The sequence below is a fragment of the Nonomuraea muscovyensis genome, from assembly GCF_014207745.1.
GTDB classification, from domain to species: domain Bacteria; phylum Actinomycetota; class Actinomycetes; order Streptosporangiales; family Streptosporangiaceae; genus Nonomuraea; species Nonomuraea muscovyensis.
This window is the reverse complement of sequence record NZ_JACHJB010000004.1, coordinates 763,476-781,083: the sequence shown is the minus strand read 5'-3', so window position 1 is coordinate 781,083 and position 17,608 is coordinate 763,476. Positions and strand designations below refer to the sequence as shown.

The window sequence follows — 17,608 nt, the reverse complement described above, 5'->3', positions numbered from 1 at the left end:
GGCTGGAGCGGTTCGGGGCATCAGGGCGGTAGCCGCCGGGCTGCCGCGACACAACCGAGAATGGCGCCCTGCCCGCCACGGCGCCCAGACCTGGAGGACCAGCACATGGCCCCCGTCGTAACCATGCGACAGCTGCTCGAGAGCGGCGTTCACTTCGGTCACCAGACTCGCCGCTGGAACCCGAAGATGAAGCGCTTCATCTTCACCGAGCGCAACGGCATCTACATCATCGACCTGCAGAAGTCGCTGTCCTACATCGACCGCGCCTACGACTTCGTCAAGGAGACCGTCGCCCACGGCGGCACGATCCTGTTCATCGGCACCAAGAAGCAGGCGCAGGAGGCCATCTCCGAGCAGGCCGCTCGTGTCGGCATGCCCTACGTCAACCAGCGCTGGCTGGGCGGCATGCTCACCAACTTCTCCACCGTGCACAAGAGGCTCCAGCGCCTGAAGGAGCTGGAGGAGCTCGACTTCGACAACGTCGCGGGCTCGGGGCTCACCAAGAAGGAGCTCCTCATGCGCCGGCGTGAGAAGGACAAGCTGGAGCGCACGCTCGGCGGCATCCGGGACATGGGCCGCGTGCCCAGCGCCGTGTGGGTCGTCGACACGAAGAAGGAGCACATCGCGATCAGCGAGGCCAAGAAGCTTGGCATCCCTGTCGTCGCGATCCTCGACACCAACTGCGACCCCGACGAGGTCGACTACCCGATCCCGGGCAACGACGACGCCATCCGCGCCGTCGGCCTGCTGACCAGGGTGGTCGCCGACGGTGTCGCCGCCGGTCTGATGGCTCGCTCGGGCGCCGCTCGCGGCGACGAGAAGCCCGCCGCCGCCGAGCCGCTGGCCGAGTGGGAGCGCGAGCTGATCGAGCAGGGCACGGGTGCCACCGGCGAGGGCGAGGCCGCTGCTCCGGAGACCGCTGCTCCGGCCGCCGAGGCTGAGGCTGCTCCGGAGACCGCCGCTGCCGAGACCGAGGCTGCGCCGGTCGACGAGGCTGCTCCGGCTGCTGAGGCCGAGGCCGCTCCCGCCGCCGAGGCCGAGCAGCAGCAGGCCTGACCTGTCAGGTGCTGGGTCCGTCCTGGTCCGGCTCCGAGCTTCCGGCCCGACCGCGTCGGGCCGGCGGCCAGGAGGCACGATTGGCTCTTGGCTCCGGCTCACGACCGGAGGTTCTGGCCCCTCGCCGCGAGGTGTGAGGGCCAGAACCCCGACGGCCGGGGCTGGGAGCGCGGCCCGGGTGAGGCTCCGGCGCTTCGGGGCAGGGGCCGTGGTCCAGGGTCTCGGTAGAGGCCGGGGCTGGTGGCCTGGTCCGAGGGGTCAGGGTCGCAGCGTTCGTAGTGAAGGTTCGTGACTGGTGAGGCTGGGCCGAAGGTCAGGTGCTGAAGGCCCAGGCTGACGGCCGGTGGAGGGTCCGGGGTCTGCCCGATGGGTGGGCTTGAGGGCTCAGATCGACCGAAGCAGTTCGGGGCTGTCGGCTCGGGGCGGTGGCGAGAGTGGCCGACCTGGAGTCGAGGCTCAGGGTGGTGGTCCGGGTGGCCGGCCTGGGGCCAGAGCTTGGGGGTGGTGGCTTGAGCAGCCGACCTGAGGTCTGGGCTTGGTGTGGTGGCCTGGCCGGCCGACCTGAGGTCTGGGTTCAGGGTGGTGGCTTGAGCAGCCGGTCCGGGGTCTGGGCTCCGGGCGGTTGCTTGGGTAGTCGGCCTGAGGTCAGGGCCTGGGGCGGTAGCTCGGGGCCGGGGCGAAGGCTCTCGGCCGCCGGCACCGGGCGAGGCGTCGGACTCGGTGCCGACCGACCGCGTACCGGCTGGCCGCCGATCGACGGAGCGCGTTCCGACAGGCCATGTGCCGACGGGTCGCCGATCCCCGGGCCGCGTGCCGATGGGCCGCCTACCGACGGACTACGAATCGACAGCACGTACATCGACGGACCGCACATCACGGTCGCCGGCCAGAGCCCGACGGCTCGGGTGGGCGGCCACCGGCTCGGGTTAGTGACCGAGCAAGCCAAGCTCCAGTACGGCGCCCGCCGGCCGTACGACAAAGGATGAGCGCCGGACCCTCGGCGCCCACCCGATCCACGACGAAATCCCACGAGGAAAAAGCAATGGCTTCCGTGAACATGGCCGACGTCAAGCGGCTTCGCGAGATCACCGCTGCCGGCATGATGGACTGCAAGAAGGCGCTCGAGGAGGCCGACGGCGACTTCGACCGCGCCATCGAGCTGCTGCGTCTCAAGGGCGCCAAGGACGTGGGCAAGCGCGAGACGCGCACCGCCTCCAACGGCCTGGTCGCGCTCAAGCAGGACGGCGACGCCGCCGCGCTGGTCGAGCTCAACTGCGAGACCGACTTCGTCGCCAAGGGCGAGCGTTTCCAGGAACTGGCCGCCCAGGTCGTCGAGCACGTGCTGGCCACCAAGCCGGCCGACGTGGCGTCCCTGCTGGAGTCCTCCTTCGACGGCAAGACCGTCAAGGAGCACCTCGACATCGCCAACGCCGCGCTCGGAGAGAAGATCGAGGTCCGCCGCTTCGCGGTGCTGGAGGGCGGCTACATCGGCGCCTACATGCACCGCACCGACCCGGCGCTGCCGCCGGCCGTCGGCGTGCTCGTGCAGCTCGACAAGCCCAACGCCGACGTGGCCAAGGACATCGCGCAGCACGCCGCCGCGATGGCCCCGCAGTACCTCAACGCCGCCGCCGTGCCGGGCGAGGTCATCGAGAAGGAGCGCAAGCTCTTCGAGGAGATGACCCGCGAGGAGGGCAAGCCCGAGGCCGCCATCGGCAAGATCGTCGAAGGCCGCGTCAACGGCTGGTACAAGGACTTCACTCTGCTCCAGCAGGCGTTCGTCAAGGACAACAAGAAGAGCGTGGGCAAGTACGCGGAGGAGAACGGCGTCGAGGTACTCGGGTTCGTTCGCTTCAAGGTCGGTCAGGCTTAGGCTTGAGCGAACCCCCAGCCCCACGCACCGCCTAAGAAGGAGGCCGCCGCCGTGCAGGACAACCAGGAGCCAGCCACGCCGGCGGCTTCTTCGCATCCGGGTCCGCCCCAGAGTCCGCTGAGGTGGAAGCGGGTGATGCTGAAGCTGTCGGGCGAGGCGTTCGCGGGTGGCGACCCGCTGGGCATCGACCCGCTGGTGGTCGATCATCTCGCCGACTCCATCGCCGAAGCCGTACGCGAAGGCGTGCAGGTCGCGGTGGTGGTCGGCGGAGGCAACATGTTCCGCGGCGCAGCCCTGTCGGAGCAGGGCATCGACCGGGCCCGCGCCGACTACATGGGGATGCTGGGCACGGTCATCAACTGCCTCGCGCTGCAGGACTTCCTGGAGCGGCGCGGCGTTGAGACGAGGGTCCAGACCGCCATCACCATGCAGCAGGTGGCCGAGCCGTTCCTGCCGCGCCGGGCGATCAGGCACCTGGAGAAGGGCCGCGTAGTGATCTTCGGTGCGGGGCTCGGCTCGCCGTTCTTCTCCACCGACACCGCCGCGTCGCAGCGGGCGCTGGAGATCGGCGCCGAGGCGCTGCTCAAGGGTACCCAGGTGGACGGCGTCTACGACTCCGACCCGCGGAAGAACCCCGACGCGGTGCGGTTCGACCACCTCGACTACGGAGAGGTGCTGATCCGCGACCTGCAGGTCATGGACGCCACCGCGATCAGCCTGTGCAAGGACAACGACCTGCCGATCGTGGTCTTCGACCTGATGGGTGAGGGCAACATCCTGCGTGCGGTCCGCGGTGAGAAAATCGGCACGCTGGTGAGTCCCGCAGGGAAATGACGGAGCGAGCCCGATCCGCCAGCTAGAAGACAGGGAGCCGCTGTGATCGACGAAACTCTCCTCGAAGCCGAGGAAAAGATGGACAAGGCCGTGTCGGTCGCGAAGGAGGACTTCGCGGGCATCCGCACGGGTCGTGTCACCCCCTCCATGTTCAACAAGATCAGTGCCGAGTACTACGGTTCGCCGACACCGATCCAGCAGCTGGCCTCGTTCCACGTGCCCGAGGCCCGCATGGTCATCATCCAGCCCTACGACAAGGGCTCGATGGCCGCGATCGAAAAGGCGATCCGCGACTCCGACCTGGGCGTCAACCCGGGCAACGACGGCGCGGTGATCCGGGTCTCGTTCCCCGAGCTTTCGGAGGAGCGCCGCAAGGAGTACATCAAGGTCGCCCGGAACAAGGGCGAGCACGCCAAGGTGTCGGTGCGCAACATCCGTCGTACGGCCAAGGAGATCCTTGACAAGATGATCAAGGATGGCGACGCCGGCGAGGACGAGGTCCGGCGCGCCGAGAAAGAGCTCGACGACATCACGCAGAAGCACGTCGCCAAGATCGACGAGTTGCTCAAGCACAAGGAAGCCGAGCTGCTCGAGGTCTGAGCGGCGCCGCACGGCCCTCGCCTCGCGGCGAGGGCCGTGGCACATGGAGAGTCTCAGTGGAAGAACGTACGGCTGGCAGCAGCCCGAGCGGCGGCAGCCGTACCGGGAGAAACCTGCCCGCCGCGATCGCGGTGGGCGTGGGGCTGGGCACGCTGGTCATCGCCTCTCTCTACACGATCAAGGAGCTCTTCCTGCTCGTGGTCGTGGCGGCCGTCGGAGTCGGCACGGTGGAACTGGTGCGGGCGTTCGCGACGCGTGGCATCCGGGTGCCCGTCGTGCCGGTGCTGGCGGCGCTGGCCGCCATGCAGGCCGGGGCTTACTGGGGTGGGCCGGTCTGGCTGCTGGGCACGTTCGTGGTGTTCACCTTCGTGTTGCTGATCTGGCGGATGTTCAGCGACGGCACGGACGGCTACGTGCGGGACGCGACGGCGTCGGTGTTCCTGCTGGCCTATCCCCCCTTGCTGGCGGGGTTCGTCGCGCTGCTGCTGGCGCCGCCGGACGGGAAGAGCCGGGTGGTCGTGTTCATCGCGGTGACCGTGGCGAGCGACATCGGCGGCTACATCGCGGGTGTGCTGTTCGGGCGGCACAAGATGAGCGTCATCAGCCCGAAGAAGACGTGGGAGGGGTTCGCCGGGTCCGTCATCGCGTGCATGGCGGTGGGGGCGTGGCTGGTCGTCTGGCTGTTCGACGGGGCGATCTGGCAGGGTGCGCTGATCGGTGTGCTGGCCGCGATGCTGGCGACCGCGGGCGACCTGATCGAGTCGATGATCAAACGGGATCTCGGCATCAAGGATCTCGGCTCGATCCTGCCGGGCCATGGCGGGCTGATGGACCGGCTCGACTCGCTGGTGACGACGCTGGTGCCGGTCTGGTTGCTGCTGTCGTGGTTCTTCTGACGCCGGGAGCAGTCTGCCACGGGGTGTTCCCGGTGGCGGGGGCTGTCTGACGCCGGATGCTTTCGGCGGCGGATGCCGTCGGTGGGTGGCGTCCGGGGGAGGGCGGGCCGACCTGCGGGACGGGACGGTGGCGGCCCCCGGCCGCGGAGTCTTCGAGTGTCGCAGCGTCGTCAAGGTTTCCTCGCCTGGTTCGTGCAGCGCGGCCGACATGTCGGGGTCGTCCCGAGGTGGGGAACACGAGATCCGCGTGCTCGGCGTCCGGCTGACCGCCGCGGTGCTGCGGACATCATCTCGGTGGCCTCGGGTTCAGCATCTCCGCGAGGCGTTGGTGACCGGCGAGACTCCCGGCCGCCACCGGGTGGGGCTAGTGGCGGTGCTCCTCCAACTGCTGGGCGGTCACGGGTACGAGCCACAGCCAGCGAACGCCCTCGCCGCCGAACGTGAACCCTGACATGTGCGGCATACCCGGCTGATCGGCCAGCATGAGCACCCCGGCGTACTGCGGCCCCAGCGGGAACGTCGACGGCTCGTGATACCACTTGGCCGTGTGCCCGTGACCGAGCCAGGTGACCGAGTGCCACGGATACTGCGACAGCCACACCAGCAGCAGCGCCGCCTCGCGCGGGTCGTCGCGGGTGGCCACGGCCAGTTCGATGCGGGCGTAGGCGTCGGGCTTGTCGATCCACTGCTCGACCGTGGGCATGCGCTGGCAGCTCATGCCCACGGTGGACAGCACCGTGACCGCGCGGCCCGCGTGCGGGGGGCGCTCGGTGACGCCGACGGTGGGCAGCCGCTCGCCGCTCACGTCCCAGTAGCGGCCCGCCGGTCCGAGCACCCGGTCGAGATGGCCCAGCACGAACTGCTGGAACGACGGCCACGACCCCGGCGAGTGCCGCCACCGCCAGTAGGAGCGGGCGTTGGCGAGGCGCGGCCCCAGCCCTTCGAGCGCCTCGGACAGCGCCCAGGCGAACGGCGTCTCACCCACGGCGTCACGGGCGTAGCCGGGCATCCCCCTGCTCATGTCGGCCCAGCCGGGGATCACCGCGAGGAGGTCGTCGTCCTCGTAGATCGCGACCCCGTCGCCCTCCTCGAACCACAACGCGGTCAGCGGCCCGAGCGGGCGGCGGCCGTCGGGGTGCGTCGTGGCGGGGGCGTGCATCACGGGCGGCAGGCCGGCGGAGACCCTGGCCGGATCGATCGTCGCCGGGGCGGGCCGGTGGTTGGCGAGCCACACGGCGCCGTGCACGGTGCCGTCGGGAGAGCACAGGTAGGCCGCCGAGGCGTCCTCGTCTCGTTCGACCACGAGTGTCCGGCTGCCGTACGGGTTGCCGGCGGTGAGGACGACCTCGGTCCGCCCCTCGCCAGACGCCGACCGGAAAATCGCCATACGACAATGACTGTAGAACGGCCGATGACCTCAGGCGACCCGTACGGCAAGGGCGGCCTGTGCGGGAGGCGCGCGGAGGGGCGTCCGTACGGCGAGGCGCGATCTGTAGGGCGGGGTGTGGCGTGCGGCGGGGGCGGCCTGCGCGGCGAGGTGGTCTGCGCGGCGAGGTGGTCCGTGGGGTGGGCATGGTCCGGACGGCGGGGGCGGTCTGTGCGGCGAGCCGTCTGTGCGGCGAGGCGGACTGGCTGTGGGGCGGGGTGGTCTGTACGGGGGCGTCTGTACGGCGGGCGGCCTGAGGGTGGGTGGCTCGGACGGCGGGGCGGTGCCGCTGCAACCGTCACGGTGGAATGGCGCGGGGTGGCCCGAGCGTTCACTACCCTGGTCGGTAACCCTCTAGCAGAAGGCAGTCCCGTGTCCCAGCAGCCAGGCCAGCTCACCTTTGTCGCGCCGCGCCGGGCCAAGCCCGCCAGGCACCTGGCCGACCTGTCGATGGCGGACCGCCGCACGGCGGTCGCCGAGCTGGGCGAGAAGGCGTTCCGCGCCGACCAGTTGTCGCGCCACTACTTCGAGCGGCTCACCGCCGACGTGCAGGCGATGACCGACCTGCCCGCCGCCTCCCGCGACAGGCTGGCGACGCTGCTGCCGCCGCTGCTCACCCCGGTCAAGGAGCTCACCACCGACGGGGGCACCACGCGCAAGACGCTCTGGCGGCTGTTCGACGGCGCGCTGGTGGAGTCTGTGCTCATGCGTTACCCCGACCGGGTGACGATGTGCGTGTCGTCGCAGGCGGGCTGCGGGATGAACTGCCCGTTCTGCGCCACCGGCCAGGCCGGGCTGACGCGCAACATGTCCACGGCCGAGATCGTCGAGCAGGTCGTCTCGGGCGCCCGCGCCCTGGCCGCCGGCGAGGTGCCGGGCGGGCCGGGCCGGGTCAGCAACGTCGTGTTCATGGGCATGGGCGAGCCGCTGGCCAACTACAAGCAGGTCATCGGCGCCGTCCGCCGCATGGTGGAGCCGGCTCCGCACGGGCTCGGCATCTCTGCGCGCGGTGTCACGGTCTCCACGGTCGGTCTGGTGCCCGCGATCGGCAAGCTCGCCGACGAGGGCCTGCCGGTGACGCTCGCCCTGTCCCTGCACGCGCCCGACGACGAACTACGCGACACGCTGGTGCCGATCAACACGCGCTGGAAGGTGTCGGAGGTGCTCGACGCGGCCTGGGCGTACGCGGCGCGGACCAAGCGGCGCGTGTCGATCGAGTACGCCCTCATCAAGGACGTCAACGACCAGGAGTGGCGCGCCGACCTGCTTGGCAAGCTGGTCAAGAACAAGTTGGTGCACGTCAACCTGATCCCGCTCAACCCGACGCCGGGCTCGAAGTGGACGGCCTCCCGCCCGGAGGACGAGCGGGCGTTCGTGCGGCGCCTGCAGTTCCACGGCGTGCCGGTGACGGTCCGCGACACGCGCGGCCGCGAGATCGACGGTGCCTGCGGCCAGCTCGCCGCCGCAGAATGACCCGTCCCGCCGCAGAATGACTCGTCCCGTCGCCGAGTGACTCAAGTCGGCGACGGAGTGACCCGCCCCGAGGCACCCGGCCCGCCCCGAGGCACCCGGCCCGCCCCGGGGCACCCGGCCCGCCCCGGGGCACCCGGCCCGCCCCGGGGCACCCGGCCCGCCCCGGGGCACCCGGCCCGCCCCGGGGCACCCGGCCCGCCCCGGGGCACCCGGCCCGCCCCGGGGCACCCGGCCCGCCCCGGGGCACCCGGCCCGGAGCGAGGCACCCGGCCCGCCCCGGGGCACCCGGCCCGGAGTGGTCTGCTGGAGTGACCTGCTGGAATGACCTGGTCCGGCGTGAGCGATCGGTCGGAGTGGGCCGCCGGAGTGCCCGCTTCGGCGGGAAGTGACTGGCCGTAGTGCCTGGTCCGGTGGGGGGTGGCCGGTCGGAGTGATCTGCTCCGCTGCGAAGCGACCTGCTGGAGTGATCCGTCCGAGTGACCGGCCGTATGTCACGGACGGGTGCGGCGCAGGGCGGCGTACGCGGCGAGGCCGGCGACACACCACACCAGCGAGACGGTGGCCAGCGCGGGCAGTCGGGCGGGCAGGTCGCCGGCGGTGGCGGCCTTGATCCAGGCCGTCACCGGCACCGTCAGCCAGTACAGCGGTGAGGCGCTGACCAGCAGCATCGCCAGATAGCCGGCGAGCAATCCCATGATCGAGAGCGCCGGCGACGGGACGATCACGCGGCTGGTGAGAGCGCCCAGGACGACACCGGCCAGGGCGGCGAGGACGTGCAGCGTGGCGGCGGCCCCGGTGACCGCCGGGGAGGGAAGGGCCGACAGCCCCAGCGTCAGGCCCCACCCGAACGCCAGCGCCGCGAACGCCACGCACGCCGTCAGAGCGGCCAGCAACCCCGCCACGACCTCACGCGCTCCGCCGCCGGCACCGGTGGCGGAGATGACCCGCTGCTGGTCGGGCTCGGTGTCGAGAACGCTCCTCGCGGCCCAGGCCAGGAACGGCAGGACGAGCACGGCCGAGTCCGCCAGCGCGGTCGCCTCGGAACCCACGGGCGCGCTGTTGCCGTGCACGATCGCGAGCACGGCCAGCACGGGGAGCAGGGCCTGGAAGGCTCGGTGGGAGCGCAGGTAGGCGGTGACGCGGAAGACCACCAGGGCGATCATCCGACCTCCTCCGGGGTCACGGCGCGGGCCGGGTACCTCTCGTCGCGGACCCTGTCCAGGAAAGCCCGCAGCTCGCCCGCCGGCACCCGCACCTCCACGGTCACGTGATCCTCGCGCGGCCCGCCGGGGGCGGCGACCTCGGCGAGGCGGCCGTCCCGCAGCGTCCAGTGGCGCAGCGCGGCATGGTCGCGTAGGCCGCCCTGGTGGTCGCTGGCCACGACGATGCCGCCCCGGGCGGCGACCTCCGCCGCGATCGAGGGCAGTTCGTCGCGGGTGTCCCGGTCCAGCCCGGCGAACGGCTCGTCGAGGATGAGCAGCCCCGGCTCGGCCATCAGCGCCTGGGCGAGCCCCACCTTGTGCGCGCTGCCCTTGGACAACTCCCGCAGCCGCACGTTCAGCAGGTGTGTCATGTTCAGGCGCTCCGCCCACGGCTCCCAGCGGGCGCCGCCGCGGACCCGGGACATGTGCCGCAGGTAGCCGGCCACGGTGAACGGCTGCCCGGCGGGGAAACGGTCGGGGGCGAAGCCCACGACGGCCGGCCGGTCCGTCACCGTTCCCGAGGTGGGCGGGGTGAGCCCGGCCAGCAGACGCAGCAGCGTCGACTTGCCGGCGCCGTTCGCCCCGGCCAGCTCGATCACGTCACCGGGGTTGAGGCCGGCCTCCGCCTCCCGGATGACATAACGCTCACGCCTTCGGTAGCGGAACGAGACCTGTGAGAGCCGCATGTGCGGTAACCGTAGAGCACGACTCGCATTGTCACGATAAAGAACCCCACAATAGAGACGAACCCCCCGGCACAACCCCGAAGGAGTGGGCTTGAACCGCTTTCCGCGCGTCATGGGTATGCGTTCAGGCTACGACCCGGCCGAGGTCGACGCCCTCATCGGGCGGATCGAGTCGACGCTGGGCCGGGGGGCGCGCGACCTGGAGCCGGTCACGGCCGACGACGTGCGCAGGGCCACGTTCCGGGCCAAGCGCGGCGGCTACCACGAGACGGCCGTGGACTTCGCGCTGGAGGCGTTCGTCGTGGCGCTGGAGACGAAGGCCACCGCGCCGATGCGGCTGGCGATGGCCGAACCGACCGGCGACATGCTACGCGAGGAGTGGTTCGAGACCCAGGCGGCGCGGGTCGAACGGGTGGCGTTCCGGCCCGGCCGGATGGGCACCGGCTACAACGAGGACGAGGTGGACGCCTTCCTCGACCGGATCGTGGCCACGCTGCGCGGCACGACGGACTATCCGGTGACGGCCAAGGAGGTGCGTGAGGCGAGGTTCTCGACCGTGCTGCTGCGGTCGGGCTACCTCATCGCCGACGTGGACGCCTTCCTCGCGGGCATCGCCGACGTCCTGGACCAGCGCGGCTGACGCCACGCGGGCGGGCGCGCGGTCAGGGGCCGAGGACGTTCAGGAGGCCGTGCAGGGCGGGCAGCTCGTCCTGCACGATCGCCGGGTCGGTGGGCCGCTCGGCCCGGCGGTTGATCCACCCGCGGCGGATGTCCGGCCGGTGGGCGGGCACGATGTCGTGGACGTTGCTCTGTGCGGTGTGCACCCACCGATCCGGCTCGAACGACTCCCGGTACGCGGTGCAGTGCGCGTCGGCCGGTTTGCAGGCGCCCACGTTCGCGGCGGTCACCACCGCGTCGAACGGCACCTCCAGCCGTCGCCGCGTCTCGGCGATCAGGTCGCGGTCGCAGTTGGTGAGCAGTGCCAGGCGCCACCCGGCGGCCCGCAGCATGGTCAGCTCCTCGCGCACCTCGGGGAGACCGGCGTGGCGGCCGGCACGGACGCGTCGTCCGGCCGGAGCGCCGTCCCGGTCTCGGCGCAGGCGCGGCGCAGCGACTCGGCGAGGACCTCGCGGTAGCGACCGGCGCCTCGGTCTGCACGGCGAACTCGTGGCGGACGTGGCCGTCGAGCAGCCGCTCGCCCCGCCCCGGCAGGATCAGGTCGAGGCCGGTGGCGTACGGGCGGGGCGAGCTTGTCGACGCGAGCGCGCTGCCCGGGTTGGTCGCGTTCGAGGGTGAGGCGCCGGAGTCGTCACCTACGCCGAGGGCGACGGGTCCGTCGAGGTCGTCACGCTGGACGCGGTCGTCCCCGGCAGGGACGTCGGCCGCAGGCTGCTCCACGCGGTCCGCTGGGCGGCGGCACGGGGTGGACCGGGCGCGGCAGCTCAAGCCGGGGATTCCTTCGCAGGCGGATGGGATCCCGGACCGGCACGAGCTGGAGCTGGAGCTCCCTCTGCCGCCGTGACGTTGCGGTGGAGCAGGGCCACGACCACCGACGTGACGGGCGCCGCGAGGAACGCACCGATGATGCCGGCGACCAGGCTGCCCACGGCGATGGCCAGGATGATCACCGCGCCGGGCAGGTCGAGCGCCCGGCCGTAGATCTGGGGGGCCAGCACGTGCCCCTCGAGCTGCTGCACCAGCACGGTCACCGCCACAACGATCAGCGCGACCAGCCAGCCCTTGGCCACGAACGCCACCACCGCGGCCAGCAACCCCGCGGCGAACGCCCCGACGACCGGCAGGAACGACCCCACGAACGTCAGCACGGCCAGCGGCAGCGCGAGCGGCACCCCCATGATCCACAGCGCCAGCCCGATGAAGAAGCCGTCGACCAGCCCCACGAGCGCCACGCCACGGATGTAGCGGCCGATGACCGTGAAGATCAGCTCACCGCTGTCGACGAGGGTTCGCCTCGCCTGGACGGGGGTCAGCTCGACCAGCCACCGGAACAACCGGTCACCGCCGTGCACGAAGTACACCGCCAGGATGAGGGCCAGCACGGTCCCGACGAGGATCTCGCCCGCGGTCCGCACGCCGGTGAGCGCCCCGGTGGCGATCGTCTGGCCCTGCTTCGACAGGTAGTCGCCGACCTGATCGACCACCGCCGCGCCGTTGAGGCCGAACCCGGCGGCGAGGCTGTTGAGGTCGGTGACGGCCTTGCCGAGGCTGGCGCTCAGATCGGAGACGCTGGCGATGGTGGGCGGCACGAGCAGCGCGATGAACGCCCCGCCCACGAGCAGCCCGCTCACGAAGACCACGGCGGTGGCCAGCGCCCGGTTGAGCCCCCGCCGCATCAGCCACCGGGCGGGCGGCAGCAGCAGCGCGGTGATGAACACGCCGACGATGACCGAGATGACCACGGTGCGCAGGACCTGGAACAGGAACAGCCCGACCGCGATGATCGCGATCCATCCGAGCGCCCGCCACGCCCTCATCCCGGCCCTCCCGACGTCGTGTCTGGTGAGCAGCCTTCCCGCCGTACCCTGCCGTACACCCCGGACGGCGCCGCGGGTCTTCCAGCCGTACCCTGCCGTACACGCCGGACGGTGCCGCGGGTCTTCCCGCCGCACCTGGCCGTGTCACGCGTCTTCCCGCCGCACCGTGCCGTGTGACGCGTCTTCCCGTCGTACATCCCTCCCGTACGGCACGGCCGCCGGCACCGCCACCCGCCGCACGGGGCGGGGGGCCTCCAGGAAGACGCCCGCTGACCGGGTGGCGGCGGGCCGCCGTGACGCCGCCCGGGCACCGTGGAGGTGGTCAGCCTGGCGGGGTGAGGTGGTGGCGCTGTTCCTTCTTGCCCGCCTCGTACGCCTGCCGGGACTCCCGGCCCGCGTCGGTGGTGGACAGCTCCGCCACCGGCACGTCCCACCACGCCTCGGACGAGGGCGCCGAGACCGTCGGGTCGGTCCTGACGTAGATCACCGTGGTCTCGGTGGCGGCGCGGGCGGTCTCGAGGGCCTTGCGCAGGCCGTCCAGCGAGTCGGCCCGCAACACCGAGGCGCCCAGGCTGGCGGCGTTGGCGGCGAGGTCCACGGGGAGCGGCCCGCCGTCGTAGCGGCCGCCGCCGCGGTAGGCGTAGGAGGTGCCCAGCCGTTCGGCGCCGACGCTCTCGGAGAGGTTGCCGATCGAGGCGAACCCCGAGTTGTCGACCAGCACGACGACCAGCTTGACGCGCTCGGCGACGGCCGTGACGAGTTCCTGGGCCATCATCAGGTAGGACCCGTCGCCCACCATGACGAACACCTCGCGCTCGGGCGCCGCCAGCTTGATGCCGAGCCCGCCGGCGATCTCGTAGCCCATGCACGAGTAGCCGTACTCGACGTGGTAGCTGCCCGGCCCGCTGGGCCGCCAGAGCTTGTGCAGGTCGCCGGGCATGGAGCCGGCCGCGCACACCACCACGCCGTCATCGCCCGCGGCGGCGTTGACGGCGCCGATGACGGCCGGCTGCGGCAGGGGCGAGCCGCCGGCGGCGTCGGCGGCGTAGGCGGCGTCCACGGCGGAGTCCCAGGCGCGGTTCAGCTCGGCGGCCCTGGCCCGGTGGGCGTCGGGTGCGGCCCAGCCCGCGCACGCCTGCGACAGGTCGGCCAGGCCCTCGCGGGCGTCGGCGACGAGCTGCACGCCGGACAGCTTGGCCGCGTCGAAGCCGGTGACGTTGAGGTTGACGAACCGGGTGTCCGCCGCGAACAGCGATCGGGAGGCCGTGGTGAAGTCGCTGTAGCGGGTGCCGACGCCGATGACGACGTCGGCCTCGCGGGCGAGCGCGTTGGCGGCGGTCGTGCCGGTCGCGCCGACCGCGCCGACCGCCAGAGGGTGGCCGTGCGGCAGCGCCCCCTTGCCCGCCTGCGTCTCGGCGACCGGGACGCCGTGCGTCTCGGCGAAGGCGCCCAGGGCGTCGGTGGCCTCGCTGTAGAGCACCCCGCCCCCGGCGATGATCAGCGGCCGCCGGGCCGACCTGACCAGCTCGGCGGCGCGGGCGACGGAGGCCCGTTCGGGGCGCGGCCGGGCGATGTGCCAGACGCGCCGGGCGAACAGCTCCTCCGGCCAGTCCCACGCCTCTGCCTGCACGTCCTGCGGCAGGGCCAGCGTCACCGCGCCCGTCTCGGCCGGGTCGGTGAGCACCCGCATGGCGGCGAGCAGCGCGGCGGGAAGCTGCTCGGGCCGGTTGATCCGGTCCCAGTAGCGGGAGACCGGCCGGAAGCAGTCGTTCACCGAAACGTCGTAGGAGCGCGGGTCCTCCAGCTCCTGCAGCACCGGGTTGGCCACGCGGGTGGAGAACACGTCACCGGGCAGCAGCAGCACCGGCAGCCGGTTGATCGTCGCCCCGGCCGCTCCGGTCACCATGTTGGTCGCGCCGGGCCCGATCGAGGTGGTGCAGGCCAGCGTCGACAGGCGGTTGGCGGCGCGGGCGTAGGCGGCGGCGGTGTGCACCATCGCCTGCTCGTTGCGGGCCAGGCGGTAGGGCAGGTCGCCGGGGGAGGTGGCCAGCGCCTGGCCGAGGCCGGCCACGTTGCCGTGGCCGAAGATGCCGAGACAGCCGCCGAAGAAGCGGTGCTCGGCGCCGTCGCGTTCGGTCCACTGCGCGGCCAGGAACCGGACGACGGCCTGGGCGACGGTCAACCGGGTCGTCATCGTCATCGGGTCCTCCCGAACGGCAGCCTGGGGTCGGGGGCCTGGTCCTCCCAGGAGGAGCGGATCCAGGCGTGGCGGGGGTCGTCGCAGAAGGCCATGGTGCGCTCCTCGGCGGGGCCGGCCAGGACGTTCAGGTAGTACATGTCGTAGCCGGGCGTGGCCATGGACGGGCCGTGGTAGCCGTAGGGGACGAGCACCACGTCGCCGGAGGTCACCTCGGCGAGGGTGTCGATGCGGCCCCGCTCGGAGGAGTAGACCCGCTGGTAGCCCATGCCCTCTCCGGCGACCTCGAAGTAGTAGATCTCCTCCAGCACCGCCTCGCCCTCGCCGGCGGTGTCGTGCTTGTGCGGGGGATAGGAGGACCAGTTGCCGCCGGGGGTGAGCACCTCGACGGCCACGAGCTTGTCGCAGTCGAAGACGCCGGGGGCGCAGAAGTTGTTCACCTGGCGGGTGGCCTGCCCGGCGCCCCGGATCTCCACGGGCACCTCGGAGGCGGGCACGTAGCGGGGTTCGAGCCGGCGGGTGGCCCTGGCGGCCGGCAGCGCGATGCGGCCCCGGCCCTCCAGCGTCACCTGGGAAGCAATCGGGACATAGGCGAAATCGGAGGGGCTGTCGAACACCGACTCCCTGCCCCGCAACTCCCACCCGACCGTCTCGTCAGGCGAACCGGAGGAAGGAGCGCACCGGACGGTGCAGGAGCCCGCCAGCGGCAGGATCACCATCTCCTCCTCGCCGGTGCCGAACGACACCGGCGCGCCGTCCAGCTCCACCACCCGCAGGCCGGAGTAGGTCCAGCCCGCCGTCTCGGGGGTGATCTCCACCGACCAGGGATCGGCTGCGGCCTTGCCGTACGGAAGGTATGTCATCACTGAACCTCTCGAACCAGGGCGGCCGCGCCGTCCACGGCCGCGGCGACGTCGTCGTCGGGAGGGTAGAGCAACGCGCGCCCGACCACGAGCCCGCGCACCCCGGGAAGCCGCAGCGCCCGGCCCCAGTCGGCGTAGGCGGTGTCGATGTCGGGCGGGTCGCCGCCCAGGAGCAGGGCGGGCAGCGTGGTGGCCGCCATGACCCGCTCCATCTCGGCGACCGCCGGGATCTTCAGCCAGGTGTAGGCGGAGGTGACGCCGAGCGCCTGGGCGATGCTGATGGCCTTGATGACGGCGTCGGGTGACAGGTCGTTGCGCAGCGTCCCGGCGCCGGAGCGGCGCGACCAGAACGGCTCGACCATGGCGACGAGCCGCCTGCGGGCCAGGTCGGTCACCGCGTGCGCGCACGACTCCAGCGTCGAGGCCGTCCCCGGGTCGGCCGGGTCGATGCGGCAGAGCATCTTGCCGCCGTCGAGGCCCATCGCGTCGATCGTGGCCGCGTCGTAGCCGGTGAACCGGTCGTCCGCCTCGAACACCGCGCCCTGCAGGCCGCCCCGGTTCATCGAGCCGAAGGCCAGCTTGCCCTCCAGCGCCCCGAGCAGCAGCAGGTCCTCCAGCACGTCGGGTGTGGCGAGGATGCCGTCGACGCCGGGCCGGCCCAGCGCCATGCGCAGCCGGTCGAGCAGGTCGGTGCGGCTGGCCATGGCCAGCGGCCGGTCGCGCACGGCCAGCGCGCCCCGGGCCGGGTGGTCGGCGGCGATGACGAGCAGCCGGTCGCCGTCGCCGGGCAGCTCGCGCCGTTGCCGCCGGGCGGCCGCCTCGGCGATGCCGCCGGGGTTGGTGGCGCGGATGCGGGTGAGGTGCTCGTAGGAGGTGGCGGCGGGGGAGGGGTGCCGGGCGGCGCCCGAGGCGGGCGCCGGGGGCAGGGTCGTCTCGTTCATAGCAGCGCCTGCACCTCGTCCGTCGTCGGCATGGCGTCGGCGCAGGCCAGGCGGGAGGCGACGAACGCGCCCGCCGCGTTGGCGAAGCGGATCGTGCGCTCCAGCGACCAGCCCCGCACCAGCCCGAGGCAGACCGCGCCGCCGAACGCGTCACCCGCGCCGATGCCGTTGACCACCTCGACCTTGACCGGCTCGGCCACCACGCTCTCCGTGGCGCTGCGCGCCAGCACGCCCTCGGGCCCCATCTTCACGATCGCCACCCGCATCCCGGCGTCGAGCAGCGCCTGCGCGGCGGCCTCGGGGTCGCGGGTGCCGACGGCGTTGTCCACCTCGTCGAGGTTGCCGACGGCCACGTTCGCGTGCGGGAGCATCTCGCGCACCCAGTGCCGGCCCGCCTCGGCCGACTCCCACAGCATGGGCCGGTAGTCCAGGTCGAAGACGGTCCAGCCGGAGGTGCGCGCGGCGAGCGCGGCGGCGTGGGCGGAGCGGCTGGGTTCCTGGCTGAGGCCGGTCGCGGTGAACCAGAACACCCGGGCGTCGCGGATCGCGGCGAGGTCGAGCGACTGCGCGCTCACCTGGAGGTCGGGTGGATGCTCGCCGCGGTAGAAGTAGAGCGGGAAGTGGTCGGGCGGGAAGATCTCGCAGAAGGTGACCGGGGTGGCCGGTCCGTCGACCGTGGCCACGAAGGAGTCGTCGACGCCGAATCCGCGGATCGCCTGCTTGACGTACTCACCGAAGGGGTCCGCGCCGGTGGCGGTGATCACCGCCGAGCGCAGGCCGTGGCGGGCCGCCGCCACGGCGACGTTCGTGGGGCTGCCGCCGAGGAACTTGCCGAAGGACTCGACGTGGGCGAGCCCCACGCCGGTCTGGAGCGGGTAGACGTCGACGCCGCAGCGTCCGATCGTGATCAGGTCGAACAACGCACCTCCAGAGGGCTCTGGTCCCCCAGTACGACGTAATGTCCTGACATTAGCATGTCCGTTATCGTTTGCTCGGGGTGCGACACATCGCCGGGCACGGGCCGGGTAGGGGGCCGCGACTCCCGCCGGTCACCGGTCCGACACGT

The 17,608-nt window shown here is 72.2% G+C and carries 16 protein-coding genes; 7 read left to right on the top strand and 9 right to left on the bottom strand.

Annotated features, from left to right (window positions below):
• Positions 1-105 precede the first annotated feature (105 nt).
• The 5 genes from rpsB to FHU36_RS41325 all read left to right on the top strand — a co-directional run bounded on the left by rpsB (position 106) and on the right by FHU36_RS41325 (position 5,259).
• Entirely contained in the window at positions 106-1,056 is a 951-nt protein-coding gene (rpsB, locus tag FHU36_RS41345; RefSeq protein ID WP_185089534.1) for a 30S ribosomal protein S2, read from the top strand.
• A 1,042-nt stretch (positions 1,057-2,098) separates the two neighbouring features.
• Positions 2,099-2,929 (top strand): translation elongation factor Ts, encoded by an 831-nt coding sequence (tsf, locus tag FHU36_RS41340; RefSeq protein ID WP_185089533.1) that lies wholly within the window; start codon positions 2,099-2,101, stop codon positions 2,927-2,929.
• Between the two features lie 135 nt (positions 2,930-3,064).
• Positions 3,065-3,763, top strand: coding sequence for a UMP kinase (gene pyrH, locus FHU36_RS41335; RefSeq protein ID WP_217709034.1), 699 nt, complete (start codon positions 3,065-3,067; stop codon positions 3,761-3,763).
• Positions 3,764-3,805: 42 nt separating this feature from the next.
• The gene (gene frr, locus FHU36_RS41330; protein WP_185089532.1) at positions 3,806-4,363 is read left to right on the top strand and encodes a ribosome recycling factor; all 558 of its coding nucleotides are present in this window, start codon (positions 3,806-3,808) and stop codon (positions 4,361-4,363) included.
• Between the two features lie 56 nt (positions 4,364-4,419).
• Positions 4,420-5,259, top strand: coding sequence for a phosphatidate cytidylyltransferase (locus tag FHU36_RS41325; protein WP_312892196.1), 840 nt, complete (start codon positions 4,420-4,422; stop codon positions 5,257-5,259).
• Between the two features lie 364 nt (positions 5,260-5,623).
• Here the strand turns inward: FHU36_RS41325 and FHU36_RS41320 are convergent, their stop codons facing one another.
• On the bottom strand, positions 5,624-6,646 hold the full coding sequence (locus tag FHU36_RS41320) for a suppressor of fused domain protein (RefSeq protein ID WP_185089531.1): 1,023 nt from the start codon (positions 6,644-6,646) through the stop codon (positions 5,624-5,626).
• A 411-nt stretch (positions 6,647-7,057) separates the two neighbouring features.
• Between FHU36_RS41320 and rlmN the strand changes: the two genes are divergently transcribed.
• A complete protein-coding gene (gene rlmN, locus FHU36_RS41315; protein WP_185089530.1) occupies positions 7,058-8,158 on the top strand; it encodes a dual-specificity RNA methyltransferase RlmN in 1,101 nt (366 codons plus the stop codon).
• A 491-nt stretch (positions 8,159-8,649) separates the two neighbouring features.
• Here the strand turns inward: rlmN and FHU36_RS41310 are convergent, their stop codons facing one another.
• Both FHU36_RS41310 and FHU36_RS41305 read right to left on the bottom strand, forming a co-directional pair.
• Complete coding sequence (locus tag FHU36_RS41310; protein ID WP_185089529.1) at positions 8,650-9,321, bottom strand: hypothetical protein; 672 nt, start codon at positions 9,319-9,321, stop codon at positions 8,650-8,652.
• The gene (locus FHU36_RS41305; RefSeq protein ID WP_185089528.1) at positions 9,318-10,046 is read right to left on the bottom strand and encodes an ABC transporter ATP-binding protein; all 729 of its coding nucleotides are present in this window, start codon (positions 10,044-10,046) and stop codon (positions 9,318-9,320) included. Before FHU36_RS41305 ends, FHU36_RS41310 begins: the two co-directional genes overlap by 4 nt.
• An 85-nt stretch (positions 10,047-10,131) precedes the next feature.
• Here FHU36_RS41305 and FHU36_RS41300 point away from each other — a divergent pair, with 85 nt between their 5' ends.
• On the top strand, positions 10,132-10,686 hold the full coding sequence (locus tag FHU36_RS41300; protein ID WP_312892195.1) for a DivIVA domain-containing protein: 555 nt from the start codon (positions 10,132-10,134) through the stop codon (positions 10,684-10,686).
• A gap of 22 nt (positions 10,687-10,708) precedes the next feature.
• On the opposite strand, the gene FHU36_RS41295 is transcribed toward FHU36_RS41300, so the two are convergent.
• The 6 genes from FHU36_RS41295 to iolC all read right to left on the bottom strand — a co-directional run bounded on the left by FHU36_RS41295 (position 10,709) and on the right by iolC (position 17,462).
• Positions 10,709-11,074, bottom strand: a complete 366-nt coding sequence (locus tag FHU36_RS41295; RefSeq protein WP_185089526.1) for an HAD family hydrolase — start codon at positions 11,072-11,074, stop codon at positions 10,709-10,711.
• A 414-nt stretch (positions 11,075-11,488) separates the two neighbouring features.
• Positions 11,489-12,541, bottom strand: coding sequence for an AI-2E family transporter (locus tag FHU36_RS41290; protein ID WP_185089525.1), 1,053 nt, complete (start codon positions 12,539-12,541; stop codon positions 11,489-11,491).
• A gap of 322 nt (positions 12,542-12,863) precedes the next feature.
• Entirely contained in the window at positions 12,864-14,741 is a 1,878-nt protein-coding gene (gene iolD / locus FHU36_RS41285) for a 3D-(3,5/4)-trihydroxycyclohexane-1,2-dione acylhydrolase (decyclizing) (protein WP_221497310.1), read from the bottom strand.
• Positions 14,738-15,601 carry a 5-deoxy-glucuronate isomerase gene (gene iolB, locus FHU36_RS41280; protein ID WP_185089524.1) on the bottom strand — a complete coding sequence of 288 codons (864 nt, stop codon included), beginning with the start codon at positions 15,599-15,601 and terminating at the stop codon, positions 14,738-14,740. Before iolB ends, iolD begins: the two co-directional genes overlap by 4 nt.
• Entirely contained in the window at positions 15,601-16,542 is a 942-nt protein-coding gene (locus tag FHU36_RS41275) for a Cgl0159 family (beta/alpha)8-fold protein (RefSeq protein WP_185089523.1), read from the bottom strand. The genes iolB and FHU36_RS41275 overlap by 1 nt, the downstream gene beginning before the upstream one ends.
• On the bottom strand, positions 16,539-17,462 hold the full coding sequence (gene iolC / locus FHU36_RS41270; RefSeq protein ID WP_185089522.1) for a 5-dehydro-2-deoxygluconokinase: 924 nt from the start codon (positions 17,460-17,462) through the stop codon (positions 16,539-16,541). The genes FHU36_RS41275 and iolC overlap by 4 nt, the downstream gene beginning before the upstream one ends.
• Between the last annotated feature and the right edge of the window lie 146 nt (positions 17,463-17,608).

Coding starts and splice junctions, on each gene's coding strand:
- rpsB (WP_185089534.1), top strand. CDS start 106: ATGGCCCCCGTCGTAACCATGCGACAGCTGCTCGAGAGCGGCGTTCAC.
- tsf (WP_185089533.1), top strand. CDS start 2,099: ATGGCTTCCGTGAACATGGCCGACGTCAAGCGGCTTCGCGAGATCACC.
- pyrH (WP_217709034.1), top strand. CDS start 3,065: ATGCTGAAGCTGTCGGGCGAGGCGTTCGCGGGTGGCGACCCGCTGGGC.
- FHU36_RS41320 (WP_185089531.1), bottom strand. CDS start 6,646: ATGGCGATTTTCCGGTCGGCGTCTGGCGAGGGGCGGACCGAGGTCGTC.
- FHU36_RS41310 (WP_185089529.1), bottom strand. CDS start 9,321: ATGATCGCCCTGGTGGTCTTCCGCGTCACCGCCTACCTGCGCTCCCAC.
- FHU36_RS41305 (WP_185089528.1), bottom strand. CDS start 10,046: ATGCGGCTCTCACAGGTCTCGTTCCGCTACCGAAGGCGTGAGCGTTAT.
- FHU36_RS41290 (WP_185089525.1), bottom strand. CDS start 12,541: ATGAGGGCGTGGCGGGCGCTCGGATGGATCGCGATCATCGCGGTCGGG.
- iolD (WP_221497310.1), bottom strand. CDS start 14,741: ATGACGATGACGACCCGGTTGACCGTCGCCCAGGCCGTCGTCCGGTTC.
- iolB (WP_185089524.1), bottom strand. CDS start 15,601: ATGACATACCTTCCGTACGGCAAGGCCGCAGCCGATCCCTGGTCGGTG.
- FHU36_RS41275 (WP_185089523.1), bottom strand. CDS start 16,542: ATGAACGAGACGACCCTGCCCCCGGCGCCCGCCTCGGGCGCCGCCCGG.